Below are 15935 nucleotides of genomic sequence, written 5' to 3'. Positions count from 1 at the left end.
CTGAAATGGAATATGTTCAAGAGGCAATAGCAAAGGCAAGGTCACAGAGGCACTCTAAGTTTGATGGCGCTAATGCCACAGGAGAAAGCAAAGAAAATAAAGTACAAGATTTAACAAAAATAACCTATAGCGAAACGAAGATTCAAAAGTTGAATAAGCTACATCTCGAGAGGGAGCGGGTGATCACTGCATTATCATCAGATAAGCGTGCCGAGCCATATAGACAGTTAAGAACTATCTTATTGAAGACGTTTCGTGAAAAAGGTTACCAGAGCTTGGCGCTCGTCTCGGCCGATAAGGGGGCGGGTAAGACCTTGACTGCTATAAATTTGGCAGTTGAATTATCAAAAGAAGTTAATCAAACAGTTCTTTTAGTTGACTTAGATCTCAAATCTCCAAGTATAGCAAAAACATTAGGCTTGGAGGTGGGGCTTGGTGTAAGAGATATTATAGAAGGTAATGCTGAGGTTTGCGATGTCCTTATAAACCCAGATTTAGAGCGTTTAGTTGTGCTTCCTGCTTTAAAGGTAGAAGGCAATACATCAGAGATATTATCCTCACCTTCTATGATCGATTTAATGCACGAGCTAGAAAAGAAATATCCCGAAAGAATTGTTATTTATGATTTGCCCCCTCTGCTCAATGACGATGATGCGATAGTCATTGGTGGCAAGGTAGATGCTGCATTATTGGTTGTGGAAGACGGCGTGACAAGTAAGGAAGGAGTTGAGCGCTGCCGAGTGTTGCTGGATAGCGATAATTTTATTGGCACTATTTTAAATAAATCGGAATAGAGGGGGCAGAGATGTATAGAAAGCATTTTTCGCTGATAGAAAAGCCGTTTTCTCTAACGCCAAATCCGGAATTTTTATACTTTTCAGCAAAGCACCGTGTAGCTTATTCAATGCTGGAATATGGTCTGATGGAACAAAGTGGTATAACCGTGATTACAGGTGATGTGGGCGCGGGTAAGACGACTCTTTTGCGTCACTTGATGAATAACTATTCGTCAGACGATTTGGTTATTGGTCTAGTCAATAATATGTATGATGGCTCCGGGAAGTTGATGGAGTGGGTGATGATGTCATTTGGCTTGGATCATGCTGCTGAAGGGCATATAGGGTTGTTGAGAGCGTTTCAAAACTTTGTTATTAATAATTATGCTAATAGGAAGACCACTGTCATTGTTGTTGATGAGGCGCAGAACTTATCAGACGACTCGTTAGAAGAGTTGCGGTTATTAAATAATATAAACTCTGAGGGCGATGACTTGCTAAAAGTTATTTTGGTGGGGCAGCCTGAACTGCTTGGAAGGCTAAGCTCTCAGAGTCTTATCCAGTTAGCGCAAAGAGTATCGGTGGAATATCACTTAGAATCCTTGACAGCATCAGAGACTGTGGCGTATGTCCAGCATAGGATGAAGGTGGCGGGTGGTGATGAAGCAGTTTTCGATGACTCATCAATATATGCTATTTACTATCTGACGAACGGTGTGCCAAGGTTAATAAATACATTGGCAGATTATGCACTTTTGTATGCCTTTTCTAATGATAAAAGCGTAGTGGATGTTGAGTCTATATTGGCTGTGGCTAAAGGGAGGAGAATCGGAGGGTTAAATCATGCTGTCGACAAAAAACATGACAAAGAGAGTGTGATGGAGTTTATAGAAATGACAACAGGGGTGAATCTAGGGCGTGAGATGGTTTGATGTTATCTCGTTTTAGCCTGTTTTTGCTAGATTTGGCGTTTTCATGTGAATCAATATAATAATATTTGAAGAGAGCTGTGATGACTGATATAGAAACTGGGTTAAAAAATAGTACAGTGCTTGAGGGATCGAAACCTTATGTTTTTTTTGTTTTTCTGGCGATATCAGTTTCTTTAATTATATTCTTGTTTTCTGACTCGCTATCAATGATGGTGCAGTGGTGGGAGCGCGATGAGTATAGCCATGGCTATATGATTCCTGTGATTTCGTTACTCCTAGTTCTTCAGTCGTTACCTAGTTTGTCGAAAAGATCAAGGTCATCAAGTTGGGCTGGCGTTGTTCTTGTTGTTCTTTCCGTGGGGCTATGGGTGGTTGCAGAGCTCAGCTCTTTGTTTATTATCTCTCAATATTCCTTTTTGTTAGCGATATATGCAGTATCAATAGCTGTCGTCGGTTGGCGTGGATTTTTTGTGGTTTTTATACCGCTAATATATTTGGTGTTTATGATTCCTCTGCCCAGTTTTCTATACAGTAATCTGAGTCAGACTCTTCAGTTAATATCCTCTCAGCTTGGCGTTATGGTGGTGCGCGCTTTTGATATTAGCGTTTATTTAGAGGGTAATGTAATTGATCTAGGGGTTTATAAACTTCAGGTGGTTGAGGCCTGCAGTGGCCTTCGGTATCTTTTTCCATTGATGAGCTTTGGTTTTCTAATGGCGGCTGTTTATAAGGGTAAATTATGGCATAAGGTCGTTATATTTCTAAGTACTATACCTATTACTGTGCTGATGAATAGCTTTCGCATAGGTTTGATCGGGGTGACGGTTGAGTACTGGGGTATTGAGATGGCTGAGGGAGTGCTGCATGACTTCGAAGGCTGGGTAATATTTATTGCTTGTTTGTTCTTTCTTTTTCTTGAAATAGCTCTTCTTGGATTTATTTCCGGGATGAAGGGAGCTGTTATTGATAGGTTTAATTTAGATCTCCCAGATTTTAAGTTGGTTGATTTTAATGGTGACTTCTTTTTAATGAGAAACCAAAGGCCTTTAGTTGGCTGCTTTGTTGTTTTGATGGCCGCTTTGTTTGTTAGTGGGGCGATTAAGGGTAGGGAGGATATTCATCCTGAACGAGAGAGTTTTGTGTCAGTGCCTTTGGTTAATGATAACTGGCGTGGAAAGTCGGTGAAGCTTTCTGAGGATGTGCTAGGTGTCTTGAAACTTACAGATTATATGAATGCAAACTATATTAGCCGGCAAGACGGTGCAATAGTTAATTTGTACGCAGCGTATTATGCCTCACAACGAAGAGGTGCTTCGATACATTCTCCGAAATCATGTTTGCCAGGAGGTGGCTGGGTGCTACAAGAATTTGGGCAACATGAAATAAGTAATGTACCATCAATGAAAGGAGTTAATGTTAATCGAAGTATTATTGTTAAAGGTGAGTCTAAGCAGCTAGTGTATTATTGGTTTGAACAGCGCGGGCGAAAATTGACTAATGAGTATTTGCTCAAGTGGTACTTGATGCAAGACGCAATAATGATTAATAGAACAGATGGTGCGCTTGTAAGGTTAGTTTCACCTATAGCCTTTGATGAAACCGCTGAGGATGTCGATAAGCGTTTCGAGAGTTTTTTACTTGAATTCTATCCGGATGTTATGAAGGCCGTGCCTGGTGTTTAGCCACAGGCTGAGAGAACAATAATAATGGAGGCCGCTATTGGAAATACTCTTTAGTTTTGCGATGTCACTATTGGGTACTGTAATCTTAATGCCAAAAATGATTCGTTATGCCTCTAGGCTAGGCTTATTAGATGACCCCAGTGATGAGAGGAAGGTACATACGGAGTTTATTCCTCGTTGTGGTGGTATAGCAATCGCATTAGCATCAGTGCTACCACTCTACTTTTGGCTTCCTATGGGAGAGCAGGCTCTGGGGGTGATTGTTGGTGGGGCTATTGTTTGTATCTTTGGCCTTGCTGATGATATTTTTGAGCTGAATTACAAGTGGAAATTTATTGGGCAGATATTGGCTGTGCTTTGTTTACTGCGCTTTGGTGTTGTTGTTGTAGATGTCCCATTTTTGTCTCGTGATTTTGTTTTTTACCGGGAGGTTGGCTACCTAATTACGTTTTTTTTTATCCTCGGCTGTATTAATGCTGTGAATTTATCGGACGGTCTTGATGGCTTGGCGGCTGGTGTCAGCCTCTTGTCTTTAGTCTTGATCGCTATTTATAGCAATATTGTTGGTAGTGTTGCGGCAACTGTTATCGCCATTATAGCAATTGGCGGTCTTTTGGGCTTTTTACGCTTTAATACTTATCCTGCGCAGGTGTTTCTTGGTGATACAGGTAGTCAGTTAGCGGGTTATGTTTTATCAGCATTGTTAGTTCTTGTTACTCAGGTCGATGGTTCGTATCTCAGCACAATGTTGCCTGTTGTTGTTTTAGGTATTCCAATCTTTGATACTGTGATGGTGATGTTAATAAGGGTCAAAAGCGGAAGGTCACCATTTTCGCCTGACAGAAATCATTTACATCATCAGTTGATGAAGTCAGGGCTGCCACATTATCGAGCTGTTGCTGTTATCTATTTGATGCAGGTGTTTTTGCTCTGCGTATCGTATTTGTTGCGTTATGAGTCTAATTTAACACTGTTGGTTTTTTACGTGTCGTTTTGTTTTATGTTGTCAACAATGCTTTTTGTAATGTCAGGCAAGTTTTCTTTGGCTGATGAGTTGCTTGTCGTTGATGCTGGTATATTGCAAAAAGATAAAAGGAATAGTCTTCTAAGAAGGTTTGAGTGGTTTTATAAGAACTCACCGTATGTTATTCAGGTTTTTCTCCTGGCCGCATTTTTTCTTGTATTTTCAGTGGCAGATAAAATTTCAGACCCACTGTCTATTTTTCTAATGGTTTTTTCTTGTTTGCTCTATGTTACATACTTTTTTTCGGCGGTGAGTCGTTCGATGTCAGTCCGATTTGTTCTGTATGGCGGGGCTGTTGTCGTTACTTACTTACTTTCATTGTTAGATGAAAGCAATATTATGGTTGCTGTTGTCGATGTTTATTTGTTGGCTTTTGTGTTTGTTCTTGGTTTGGCGATCAGGATGACGAGAAGAGAGTTTTTTAGATTGGATAATCAAGATTTGTTGGTTTTTATTGCTGTCTTAGCAGTCTCTCAGCTCCCGTTTGAGTCAGTTGATAAATATTCGGTAGATCATTTTACTTTTCGGATAATAGTTTTTTTCTATGCGTGCGAATTTCTTGTGAGTCGTACTGATTTCAGTAAAAAATTGGTTTGTAGGGTTGTGCCGTTGAGTGTTTTTTCACTTTCTTTGTTTACGTATTTATATTGAGGTTATACATTATGTATCTTAAAAATAAATTCTCGGTCGCATCGGCAGCTTTATGCATGGCCAGTGTTATTGTTTTGTCTGGGTGTGGTGGTCGTGAGGATCGTGAGGAGGTTTATGTCGATAAGGCTAAGTCCTATATTGAGGAAGGGAACTTCGATAAAGCATTGGTCGATGTAAAAAATGTGCTCCAGATTAATGCTAACAATATTCAAGGTCGATTGATTTTGGCCGAGATTGAAGAGGAGAATAAAAATTGGCAAGGAATGTATCAGAATTTACTTTTCGTTGTCGATAAGGACCCTGAAAACTACGAGGCTAATGCAAAGTTAGTACAAGTATATATTGCAATGAAGAAGTTGGATGAGGCTAAGTTAGCGGCAGATATTCTGACTAAAGTGGCCCCAGAGAGGGCAGAGTCTTATGCTAGCCTGTCAATTATAGCCTTGACAGAGGGCGATAGAGAGAAAGCTATTGTACTAGCAGAGAAGGGACTTCAAGTGGATTCCGCTAATTTATTGGCGGTTACGGTTCTTGTTAAGGCGAACGCGGAGTCACCAGTTAAAGCCTTAAGCTATATAACAGCTGCGCTACAAGCTTCCCCTGCTAGTGAGGAACTATATAAGCTGAAGCTTCGGGTCGATGCTCAAGCGAATGATATTGAAGGCGTTCGCGATGATTTCAAGAATCTTGTTAGCTTAGATAAGCATAATATAGCTTACTATAATGGTTATTTTAAGTCTTATATGTCTGACGAGGTCGTAGATTTCAAGAAAGTTACTTTAATTCTTGATGATGCGATATTAGAAAACCCAGAAGAACCACGGCTAAAATTATGGCGTGCGGATGTTATAAGAATGAATAAGGGGTATGAGGAGTCCGCAAAGTATATTAAAAGTGTTATAGCTGAGTTTCCAGAGGTTTTTGTTTATCGAGAAGCGCTGGCTAAGCTGTACATGACGAATAAGGAGCCTGAGAATGCTGAAAAAGTATTTCAGTCGGCAATTGACTATAACCCGGATGGCGCCTCAGCACTATCCTCACGGTTGAAGCTAGCGAAGATCAGTTTAGCAAAAGGCGAGGCAGAGAAAGGGGAACGGTACGTCGATGAGACGCTTGCGATAGACTCAGTTAATGTTGATGCGCTTATTATTAAGGCTAAATTACAGCTTTCTAGGTCTGAACTCGACAGGGCGATAACTGGGTTGCGATCAGCTTTGAATGTTAAGCCTGATTCTGTTGAGGCGTTATTAATTCTTGGTGGCGTATATGAATTTAATAATGATAGCCTACTAGCCTTGGAAAATTATAAAAAGGCGGTTGGCTATGAGCCTAATAACCTCTCCGCTTTATTAAAGCTGGGGTTGCTGAACAATAAAATGGGGGACTTCGAAATGGCGGAGCAGTATTTGTCTCGGGTCGTTCAAGATCAGCCGAAGAATGGTTCTGCCATAGGTGTTTTAGCGGATATCTACTCATCGCAGGAGCGTTGGGATGATGCAAAGTCACTGTTGCAGTCAATAGAAAATGATGAGAACTATACTGCGCTTCGCTCTTATGTGATGGCAAGAATCCTATTGCGTGAGAATGACTTGAAGGCAGCTGAACCTCTTCTGATAAAGTCCATTTACTCAGCCCCCGGTATCATTGAGCCATTAACTACTTATATACAATTGATGCTGTCGACGAACCGTGTATCAGATGCCGAGACTTTCATTAATCAATTTATTGTTGATAACCCAAAGGCATTTCATGCTTATGAAACGCGTGGAATGATTTATCAGATTAAAGGTGAAAATGAAAAGGCCAAGCAGAGTTATATAAAGGCTGTTGAGTTAAACCCTGCTGCTAGTACTTCGTATCTACGTTTGGCCTCAATGGCCATGGTGGTACAGGACTATAAGGCCGCCGAAGCTTATTATATGGACGTAGTGAATAATAGTGCCGAGCCAGAGAAGGGAGAGTTGGCTTTGGCTGAGTTATATCGCCTCCTAGAGCGTTATGATGATGCGCGTAATATGTATCGTCAGATACTCGATACTAAGCCAAATAACGTGATTGCCAAAAATAACTATGCCGTATTATTGCTGGACTACTTCGGTGATGAGAAAGATGTACGAGAGGCTAGGGAGTTGTTGATCGGCTTTGAGGAATCGAACGTACCAGCCTTCCTAGATACTTTTGGTTGGTTGCAGTATCGATTGGGTAACTATACTCAGGCAGTCTCATATTTACGCTTGGCAAAATCGCGTGGTGGTGAGGGGGTCGAGTTCGACTATCACCTTGGAATGGCGTATAAGGCTACGGAGATGAGTGATGAGGCAAAGAAGTACCTTGAATCTGCGCTTGCAGATAAAGAGCTACAGTTTAAGGGCAGAGACACGGCGGAGCAGGCGTTAGCTGATTTATAACACTGAGAATATTTGTTATAAAGGGCCTGCTTTGCAGGCCCTTTTTTGTTTAAAGATACGGTGTTTCATTTGAATATATATGAGAGTGCTACAGAAGTTGCTGCAGCCATACAAAAACATCTTGATAGTGGCACGGCTGCACGAATGTTGTGCTGTTATCAGGGGGGCTTAGCAGAGTTGTATGCATTGTCGACTATTGTCCTGGCAGACTATCTCTATGTTGGAGAGGATGATTACTCTTTTGATGATCGCTGTGCAACGATAAAGGTGGGTGGTCTGCTGGGGCGGGAATATGAGAGAGTCATTGTCGATGCGAGATCAGGTGTTTCGGCTCGCGCCCTAGGGGTTTGTGGTGGTCTTGTCGCGAAAGGGGGGGTGCTGTTACTGTGTTTGCCGTCAACAGAGAGGATGAGTGTTCTTACAGAAGAGGTTAAGCGGTTCGCGATTATCGCCGGAGACTTCACTCAGAGTCTGTTTGAGCGACGCTTATTTGAGCTGATCTCGAATTATATACCGTTGTTTAGGCCTGCAGTTATCAACTTCGAGAAAGATCAAAGCTTGGTCGTCAAATCGATTGTATCGGCGGCATCAGGTAGAGCGAAGCGTCCGCTTGTGCTGACGGCAGATCGAGGAAGAGGAAAGAGTTATGCGTTAGGTTTGGCGATTGTTGAGTTGTTGCAATTACGGCCGAAACTCAATATCGCTTTGACAGCGATGCGCCGTACAGCATTGGATGCGGTTTATCTAGCGATGGCGCTGCACCACATCGACGCAAGTCGTGTGCGGTATCTTCCAGTCGATGTGGTGGTTGCAGAGTCTATAGCAGAGGTTGATGTATTGTTTGTTGACGAGGCCGCGGCAATACCTGTACCGCAATTGGCCTATATTGCCGAGCGCTATACTCGTGTGATTTTTTCCAGCACGACACATGGTTACGAAGGTAGTGGTCGCGGCTTCACTCAGCGTTTTTTTAAAGTGCTTGATAAATTGCGCCCCCAGTGGCGTAGGTTAACGATGACAGCGCCTATTAGGTGGGCGCATGGCGATCCACTTGAGGCTTTTATTAGTGATGCTCTGTTATTGGGGGCAGAGCCTCATGATCGAGAGGTCATCGGTCTGATCGATAGTAGTCGTTTATTGTTTAAAGAGTTAAGTGCAGAGCAGTTGACTACGGATGAGACGTTATTGACGCAGTTCTTTGGTCTTTTGGTGGGCGCACACTATCAGACTACACCCGATGATTTACGTATGTTGCTCGATAGCACAGCCATTAGGCGCTTTGCGTTATTTGCGGGTGATTCTATCGTTGCTGTTTGCTTGCTTGCTGTTGAGGGGGGAGGGAGTGCTGCGATAGATTGCGAGCAGGTTTGGCAAGGGCGTCGTCGAACTCGTGGACAACTGGCTGTACAGCAGCTTATTGCCAGTTATCGCTTGTATGAGGCTGCCTCATTACGAAGTTATCGTGTGATGCGGATAGCGGTGCATTACGATTATCAAGGCCAAGGAATTGGTCAGCAACTACTGGCCGCGGTGGAGAATCAAGCACGACTGAATTCTGTCGATTTTGTCTCTTCTGTCTTTGGCGTCAACGATGAGCTGATCAGTTTTTGGCAGTCAGCTGGTTATCAATCGGTCAAGCTGGGCTTCAAGAGGGATAACGCTAGTGGTGAGCACTCTGTTATCGTTTTGCGATGCTTAACCCGCGAAGGTAATGTGTTGTTAAAGGAGGCTAGAGAGCAGTTTTTGCGAGCGTTACCGCACTGGCTTACGGAGCCGTTTCGTTTTTTGGCTCCGGAGTTGGTTGCTCGTCTGCTCTACGTTGGCGAGGCTGAACAACTAGATGCTTACATTGTTGACAGCGCTAAGGCTTATGCTCAAGCAAGTAATAGTTACGATAATTGTTCACCTGCCTTGTATAGCTTGGCGCTACATGCGTTTGTGATTGGTGTCGATTTACCAGAGGTGGCTGTGCGAATCTTAGCGCTCAAACTCATGCAACGCCGAAGCTGGAACGATGTTGTAAGTGTGTTAGGTTGTTGTGGGCAAAAGGGCGCGGAAGCAGAGCTTAAAGCTGCGATATGTCTCTGCTTAGATGCCGTTGCTACTGATAATATTGGCGAAGATTGATAATGGATTGATCAATCCGTTGCTTCAGTTTTTGCTGATTCGGCAAGTTGTAGTAGCTCTTTTTTCTGACTGTTAGATAAGTTCTTCCAGTCTTCGTCGTTGAGTGCACCATGTAACGCATAGAGAACGACTTTTGACACGTTGAAACCACGCTCTTTGATTCTCATATAAGCATTGACGGCACCAACTTGGCTCAGTTGGTGGATATCACGTATACCAATGGCGCGTAGCCAGTTGATGGTGGTGTTGCCGAGGTTTTTTAGTTGATATAGCGATGTCTGCTCACTCATAACAGTCCTTGTTTTATATCGGAGGTGGGAGGTGCCGAAATCCGTATCGGTTCACATACTTCATTGAACATAATATCGTGAATATAATTTAGTACAATACCTTGGCACTGTCCCGGAGTTATATTGTCTGTTGTGAGCGGTGAATCATATTTGGAGAGCGAGCAATGTTAACAATTGAGCAGATCACAGGGCTAGACAGTAGTCATTTGGTGTCTGTAACTGATGCGCGGGGGAGGCATTACCTTGAAGCTGAAACAGCTGTAGCATTTCGAGAGCTGCAGGCAGAGGCTAGTAAGAGTGGTATTGAGATCGTTATTGCCAGTGGTCATCGTGGCTTTGCTCGGCAGAAGGTAATCTGGGATGCCAAGGCACGGGGCGAGCGAACTATTCTTGATAGTGAGGGAAAGGCACTTGAATGCGCAGAGCTTTCTAAGGAAGAGCTCGTGATGGCTATGATGCGTTGGTCTGCAATGCCAGGTGCGTCGCGTCATCACTGGGGCAGTGATTTTGATATTTACGACGCGCAGGCTGTTCCGGCAGGTTATCAACTACAGCTGGTGCCAGAGGAGTATGGCCCAGGTGGGGTTTTTAATAATCTAACACGTTGGCTAGATGAGCGGTGGGCGCGTGGCCTCAGTGAGGACTTTTTTCGCCCCTACGACCGAGATCGAGGTGGCGTTGCGCCAGAGCTATGGCATATTAGTTATCGTCCGGTTGCAACTCTTTGTCAGCAGAGCCTGACCGTTGAGTGTTTGAGTAGCCTACTTCGTCAGCATGAAATCGCCTTGGGTGATTATTGCATCGATAACTTGGACAGCCTCTATCGTCGTTTTATTATTAATGTATATAGGTGAATAGGTGCTTAATTTAGCTCAGGTCGAGTTGATTATATTTGATTGCGATGGGGTCTTGGTCGATAGTGAGGTCATCGCCAACGATGTTTTGGCGAAACATGTCACTCGACAGGGCTGGACGATGAATAGTGATGAATGCCAGCAGAACTTCAAGGGGCGCAGCTTGAATAGTTGCGGAAGGATTATTGAGGCGTATCTAGGTAAGCCTTTACCTAAGGGTTTCTTTGATGAGCTACAAGTAGAGACCTATGCGCGCTTTGATCGTGAGTTGTGTGCTATTGATGGGGTGAAGAGGCTGCTAGCTAAATTACTGTGCGCAAACTGTGTGGCCTCGAGTGGTAGCTATGAAAAACTGTCACGGACACTCAGTAAAACGAGGCTACAGTCGGTGTTTGGTCAGCGAGTATACAGTGCTGATGATGTCGCTAATGGCAAGCCAGCGCCGGATATTTTCCTCTACGCTGCCGAGCGTATGGGGGTGTCAGCAGAACGCTGTCTAGTGATAGAAGATGCGCAGCCAGGTATTGAGGCCGCCGTTGCCGCGGGTATGCAGGTTATTCATTTTGCCTGTCAGAGCGAGCAATACTCATCGCTGGCTAGTGCAGGGGTGTCTTCGATGGCACAATTACAGCAACAATTAACTAGGGCAGGGTTGGCTAGCAGTGAATAGTAATGAGGTTTGGCAGCATATTATTGATGAGGTCAGGGGGCATCGTTCGAGCGAGCCTTTGCTGGCGAGCTTTTATCATGCTGCGGTGCTTAACCATTCAGGACTTGATCAGGCGCTAGCTTACCAGCTGGCTATTCGGCTCGATAGTGAGACGGTGCCGGCGATGTTGATACGCGATGTGTGTAATGAGGCCTTTGCTGCGGATAAGGATATTATGCAGGCTGTATTGGCTGATCTATCTTCGTACCCGGAACGGGATGCTGCTTGCAAAGAGTATTCGATGCCTTTGTTGTACTTTAAAGGTTTTCAGGCGGTGCAGGCCTATCGAGTCAGTCATTGGTTGTGGCAGCAGGGGCGTGTGCCGCTGGCGCTCTATTTCCAGAATTGTATAGCCACAGTTTTTGATGTCGATATTCACCCAGCGGCGACGATAGGTTTTGGCTTAATGTTGGATCATGCGACTGGCCTCGTGATCGGTGAGACTGCTGTGGTTGGCAATAATGTCTCGATTTTGCATGAGGTTACCCTGGGTGGCTCTGGTTGTTCGCAGGGGGCTCGTCACCCAGTTGTGGGTGATGGCGTGTTGATTAGTGCGGGAGCGAAGGTCTTAGGTGGTGTGACTATTGGTGAAGGCGCTAAGATTGCAGCGGGGAGTGTCGTATTGAGTAGCGTGGCGGAGCACACTACCGTGGCAGGTGTGCCGGCAAAAGTCGTCGGTATACCGAGGACCGCGCAGCCGGCCCTGTCGATGAACCACGATATAAGTTAGCGCTCGCTTTCGAGTTCTCGTAAATATTTGAATAGCTTGCGTGCGGCAGCGGGAGGCTTCTGTTCTTTGCTTTCCTTGGTGATTTGTCGCGTTAATTGACGCAAGTGCTGGCGGTCGGCACCGGGGTAGTTACTCAGTACCTCTTCTAAAGCAGGCAGCCCCTCTGCGACGACTTTGTCACGCATTGCTTCAACCCGGCGAAAGCGGTGTGCTAGTTCTAGCTGTCCACGATCGATCTTATCTAGCGCCTCAATGATTGGCTCGATGTCGATGGTTCGCAGCACTTTGCCGGTGTAGGCAATTTGACGTCGAAGCGCCTCTCGGCTCTTGATGCGGTGAGCCGTGGCTATGGCGTCGATTAACTTTTCATTGAGCGGGATTCTGGCTCGCTCGGCTTTAGGCAGTTCGACTAGCCTCTGAGCGATTTTTTGTAGCTCGTGCATCTCGCGCTTGATTTGGCTTTTTGAAGGTCCATCGTATTCGAATTCTTGCTCGTCACTCATGAGTTGTCTCTTTTTTAACTGTAACGCTCGTTATATTTACGCTGTTTGGGGGCTTTAACCGTTAGGTTAAAAATACGGTCGCTAGACCGAGAAAGGAGAAGAAGCCCACGGCATCAGTAATGGTGGTTAGGGCCATAGTGCCGGCTAAGGCGGGGTCTATCTTCATCGCTCTGAGGGCTACGGGAATTAACACCCCTGCCGTTGCTGCAGTCATTAAGTTGATGATCATAGCGCTAGCAATGATGGCTCCGATGATAATGTCATTAAACCATAAGCTAGCAACTAATGCGGCACAACTGGCCCAGAGTAGACCGTTACAGATAGCGACGCCCAACTCTCTGCTGAATAGCCAGTAGGTATTACTCTTGCCTATTTGCCCGAGGGCCATGCCTCGAATGATGATGGTGAGAGTTTGATTGCCGGCAACCCCCCCCATACTGGCGACAATAGGCATTAATACAGCAAGGGCGACAACTTTCTCGATGGTTTGCTCAAATAGGCCGATAACATTAGCGGAGAATAACGCCGTTAGTAGATTTAGGCCCAGCCAGAGTGCACGCTGCGGAAAGGTATTGCGTACGGTGGCGAAGGTGTCCGAATCTTCGTCAAGGCCGGCCATGCTCAATAGAGAGTGATCAGCGTCATCGCGGATAACGTCAACAACATCGTCGATGGTGATGCGGCCGAGGAGCTCGCCGTCTTCGTTGATGACGGGAGAAGATACCCAGTCATGACGCTCGAATAAGTTTGCCACTTCGGTGTCGGGAACGCTGGCGAGTATTGGTTCGATATCGGTTGCCATAATCTCACGGACGGTCATCGCTGGGTCGCTGGAGAGTAGCTTACTGATGGAAAGCTGCCCTAAGAAGCGGTCGTTGCGGTTGACAACAAAGATGGTATCGAATATTTCTGGGAGTTCTGGTAGCCGTCGGAGATAGCGCAATACGACATCTAGAGTGATGTCTGCCCTGACACTGATATTGTCAGTATTCATTAGGCCGCCGGCAGTATCTTCTTGATATGGAAGTATTTTTTCTACCCGTTGACGGTCTTGCGTATCCATCGCGAGCAGCACTTCTTGAATGATACGATCGGGAAGCTGCTGTAGTATGTCGGCAATATCGTCGGGCTCGAGACCATCGGTTAAGGCGATGAGCTCATCGGTATCCATGCCTTTAAGGAACTGCGCCTGTACGTCATCACCGAGTTCTTGTAGCACGTTACCCTCGCGCTCACTATCGAGTAAGCGCCATAGAACAGCACGTTGCCTGGGAGGGGAGGACTCGATAAGGTGGGCTATATCGGGGGACGAGAGGCTTTTAAGCAAGTGCCTAATACTCTGCAGAGCGCCCGTATCGACAGCGTCGGAGAGAGTGCGTAAGTGGTGCTGAGTTTGGGCTTGATCGTTTGCTTGCGGCATGCAGAATACTCGACGAAGAGAGGTGGGTAAGCGCTAGGCGTGACCTTTTCTGTTGGTGTATGTGTTTGCACGCGATTATGCAAGAAATGCTGTGTGACAACAATCTATTATCGCTGACACTCGTCAACAATGGTGTTTTTTACCGCCGCTGATGAACTATTCCTCCTCGTCAAAACGGTTGTTCACAAGGCGGCACAAGCTTTCTAGGGCATCGTTTTCATCTTCACCGTCGCACTGAATGATGATGCAGCAGCCTTTGGAGGCGGCCAGCATCATGACCGACATGATGCTTTTTCCATCGACACTGCGGCCATCTTTAGTCACTTGTATGCTGCAGGCGAAGTTCGTCGCCGTGGTAACCAGTTTCGCGGCGGCTCTGGCGTGTAGGCCTAATTTGTTGATGATCTCTACTTGTTGTTTAACCATGGCAGACTTATCGGCGTTTGAAGTTGTTATTCGAGTTCACGATGACGAATTTGTACATGATCAAAATGTTCCTCGAAGTGTTGGAAAAGTTTGTCTGCTAGGTAGACGCTACGATGTTGCCCTCCGGTACAGCCGATGGCGACGGTGGTGTAGGAGCGGTTGTTGGCGAGAAAGCGTGGCAGCCATCGCTCTAAGTAGGCGGTGATATCGTTGAGCATCTCATCGACATCTTGCTCCCCTTCGAGAAACTCTCTGACGCCGGCGTCTAAGCCAGTCTGGCTCCGCAGAGAGGTCACCCAATGCGGGTTAGGTAAACAGCGAAGATCGAAGATCATATCGGCGTAGGAGGGGCTGCCATGTTTGAAACCGAACGATTGGAACAGCACAGTCATCTGATTGTTACTTTGCTGGGCTACCTCCTTGTTAATGAAGTCGCGTAGCTCGTGATAGGTCAACTTGCTGGTATCAATGGTCAGATCAGCAATGTTGGCTATGGGTTGCAGCACTCGGCGTTCATTGATAATAGCTTCCTGTAGAGCCGTGTGTTGATTGCTCAAGGGGTGCTTTCTACGCGTCTCGCTAAAGCGCTGAATGAGGCGGCTATCAGCTGCATCGAGATAGATGATAGAAGTATCAAGCTCCTCTGGTATGGCTTTCATTACATGGGGAAACTCGGAGAGACTGTGAGAGTTGTTGCGGGCGTCAATGCAGACGGCCAACCTCTCGTGCTCAGGGGATGAGTTGGCATGCGTCTCGCTAATGAGTGCGGGTAGTAAGTAAGCAGGCAGGTTGTCGATGCAGAAGAAACCAGCGTCCTCTAGTACATTTAAGGCGGTGCTCTTTCCCGATCCAGAGCGGCCACTAATCACTACGAGTCTCATCTGCCTATGTCCTTTTTCTCATTTTCATTATGTTAAAGGCCGTTATTAATAAAGCCTAAGCGGAGGTGACGATATTAATGGCTGCGTCGAATAACTCTTGATTACTGCTGGCGTCACGGAGAGATTGGCAATAGTCTTGGTTGTTAAACTGTTCCGCAAGTAGAGAGAGCGCCTGTAGATGCTGATCGCAAGCCTCTTCCGGTACCAATAAAACAAAGAACAGATCGACGGGCTGATTATCAATTGCGTCGAAATCAATGGCTTGTTTTAGTTTAAAGAGGGCGCCAGTGATGGTAATGCAGTTGGGAACTCGACAGTGTGGGATTGCTATGCCATGCCCAATACCTGTGCTTCCGAGGCGCTCCCTAGCTTTTAAGCGCTGAAAAAGCTCCTCGGCATCGAACGCGCTAATGTCGTTACAGATAAACTCAGAAATAGTTTCGAGGAGTCGTTTCTTCGACGACCCAGGAGCATCACAATAAGTGCGCTCTACAGTAAGAATATTAGGCAGCTGCATAATGA

General features: G+C 45.5%; 15 protein-coding genes. 9 read left to right on the top strand and 6 right to left on the bottom strand.

Annotation, left to right across the window (positions count from 1 at the left end; genetic code table 11):
* The first annotated feature begins 5 nt into the window (after positions 1-5).
* From EDC56_RS00185 to EDC56_RS00160, 6 genes are all read left to right on the top strand, one after another.
* Complete coding sequence (locus EDC56_RS00185) at positions 6-794, top strand: CpsD/CapB family tyrosine-protein kinase (RefSeq protein WP_123710524.1); 789 nt, start codon at positions 6-8, stop codon at positions 792-794.
* Between the two features lie 11 nt (positions 795-805).
* On the top strand, positions 806-1708 hold the full coding sequence (locus tag EDC56_RS00180) for an ExeA family protein (RefSeq protein WP_123710523.1): 903 nt from the start codon (positions 806-808) through the stop codon (positions 1706-1708).
* An 80-nt stretch (positions 1709-1788) separates the two neighbouring features.
* Positions 1789-3390 (top strand): VPLPA-CTERM-specific exosortase XrtD, encoded by a 1602-nt coding sequence (xrtD, locus tag EDC56_RS00175; protein WP_123710522.1) that lies wholly within the window; start codon positions 1789-1791, stop codon positions 3388-3390.
* Positions 3391-3427: 37 nt separating this feature from the next.
* Positions 3428-5065, top strand: a complete 1638-nt coding sequence (locus EDC56_RS00170) for a glycosyltransferase family 4 protein (RefSeq protein ID WP_123710521.1) — start codon at positions 3428-3430, stop codon at positions 5063-5065.
* An 11-nt stretch (positions 5066-5076) separates the two neighbouring features.
* Positions 5077-7473, top strand: coding sequence for a tetratricopeptide repeat protein (locus EDC56_RS00165; RefSeq protein ID WP_123710520.1), 2397 nt, complete (start codon positions 5077-5079; stop codon positions 7471-7473).
* Positions 7474-7542: 69 nt separating this feature from the next.
* The gene (locus EDC56_RS00160; RefSeq protein ID WP_148059262.1) at positions 7543-9600 is read left to right on the top strand and encodes a tRNA(Met) cytidine acetyltransferase TmcA; all 2058 of its coding nucleotides are present in this window, start codon (positions 7543-7545) and stop codon (positions 9598-9600) included.
* Between the two features lie 11 nt (positions 9601-9611).
* On the opposite strand, the gene EDC56_RS00155 is transcribed toward EDC56_RS00160, so the two are convergent.
* A complete protein-coding gene (locus tag EDC56_RS00155; protein ID WP_123710518.1) occupies positions 9612-9890 on the bottom strand; it encodes a TfoX/Sxy family protein in 279 nt (92 codons plus the stop codon).
* Positions 9891-10054: 164 nt separating this feature from the next.
* Here EDC56_RS00155 and EDC56_RS00150 point away from each other — a divergent pair, with 164 nt between their 5' ends.
* The 3 genes from EDC56_RS00150 to cysE are packed head-to-tail and all read left to right on the top strand — an operon-like array spanning position 10055 to position 12183.
* Positions 10055-10744, top strand: coding sequence for a M15 family metallopeptidase (locus EDC56_RS00150; RefSeq protein WP_123710517.1), 690 nt, complete (start codon positions 10055-10057; stop codon positions 10742-10744).
* A gap of 4 nt (positions 10745-10748) precedes the next feature.
* A complete protein-coding gene (locus EDC56_RS00145; protein ID WP_123710516.1) occupies positions 10749-11414 on the top strand; it encodes an HAD family hydrolase in 666 nt (221 codons plus the stop codon).
* The gene (gene cysE, locus EDC56_RS00140; RefSeq protein ID WP_123710515.1) at positions 11407-12183 is read left to right on the top strand and encodes a serine O-acetyltransferase; all 777 of its coding nucleotides are present in this window, start codon (positions 11407-11409) and stop codon (positions 12181-12183) included. Before EDC56_RS00145 ends, cysE begins: the two co-directional genes overlap by 8 nt.
* Here cysE and yjgA read toward each other — a convergent pair.
* From yjgA to ptsN, 5 genes are all read right to left on the bottom strand, one after another.
* Complete coding sequence (yjgA, locus tag EDC56_RS00135) at positions 12180-12686, bottom strand: ribosome biogenesis factor YjgA (protein WP_123710514.1); 507 nt, start codon at positions 12684-12686, stop codon at positions 12180-12182. The genes cysE and yjgA overlap by 4 nt on opposite strands.
* A gap of 61 nt (positions 12687-12747) precedes the next feature.
* On the bottom strand, positions 12748-14106 hold the full coding sequence (gene mgtE / locus EDC56_RS00130; protein ID WP_123710513.1) for a magnesium transporter: 1359 nt from the start codon (positions 14104-14106) through the stop codon (positions 12748-12750).
* Positions 14107-14262: 156 nt separating this feature from the next.
* Positions 14263-14532: an HPr family phosphocarrier protein gene (locus EDC56_RS00125; protein WP_123710512.1), complete on the bottom strand. Its 270-nt coding sequence runs from the start codon at positions 14530-14532 to the stop codon at positions 14263-14265.
* A 26-nt stretch (positions 14533-14558) separates the two neighbouring features.
* The gene (rapZ, locus tag EDC56_RS00120) at positions 14559-15413 is read right to left on the bottom strand and encodes an RNase adapter RapZ (protein ID WP_123710511.1); all 855 of its coding nucleotides are present in this window, start codon (positions 15411-15413) and stop codon (positions 14559-14561) included.
* A gap of 55 nt (positions 15414-15468) precedes the next feature.
* Positions 15469-15930 (bottom strand): PTS IIA-like nitrogen regulatory protein PtsN, encoded by a 462-nt coding sequence (ptsN, locus tag EDC56_RS00115; protein WP_123710540.1) that lies wholly within the window; start codon positions 15928-15930, stop codon positions 15469-15471.
* Positions 15931-15935: the final 5 nt, after the last annotated feature.

Source organism: Sinobacterium caligoides (assembly GCF_003752585.1).
GTDB classification, from domain to species: Bacteria; Pseudomonadota; Gammaproteobacteria; order Pseudomonadales; family Sinobacteriaceae; genus Sinobacterium; species Sinobacterium caligoides.
This window is presented reverse-complemented; position numbering and strand designations above follow the sequence as displayed.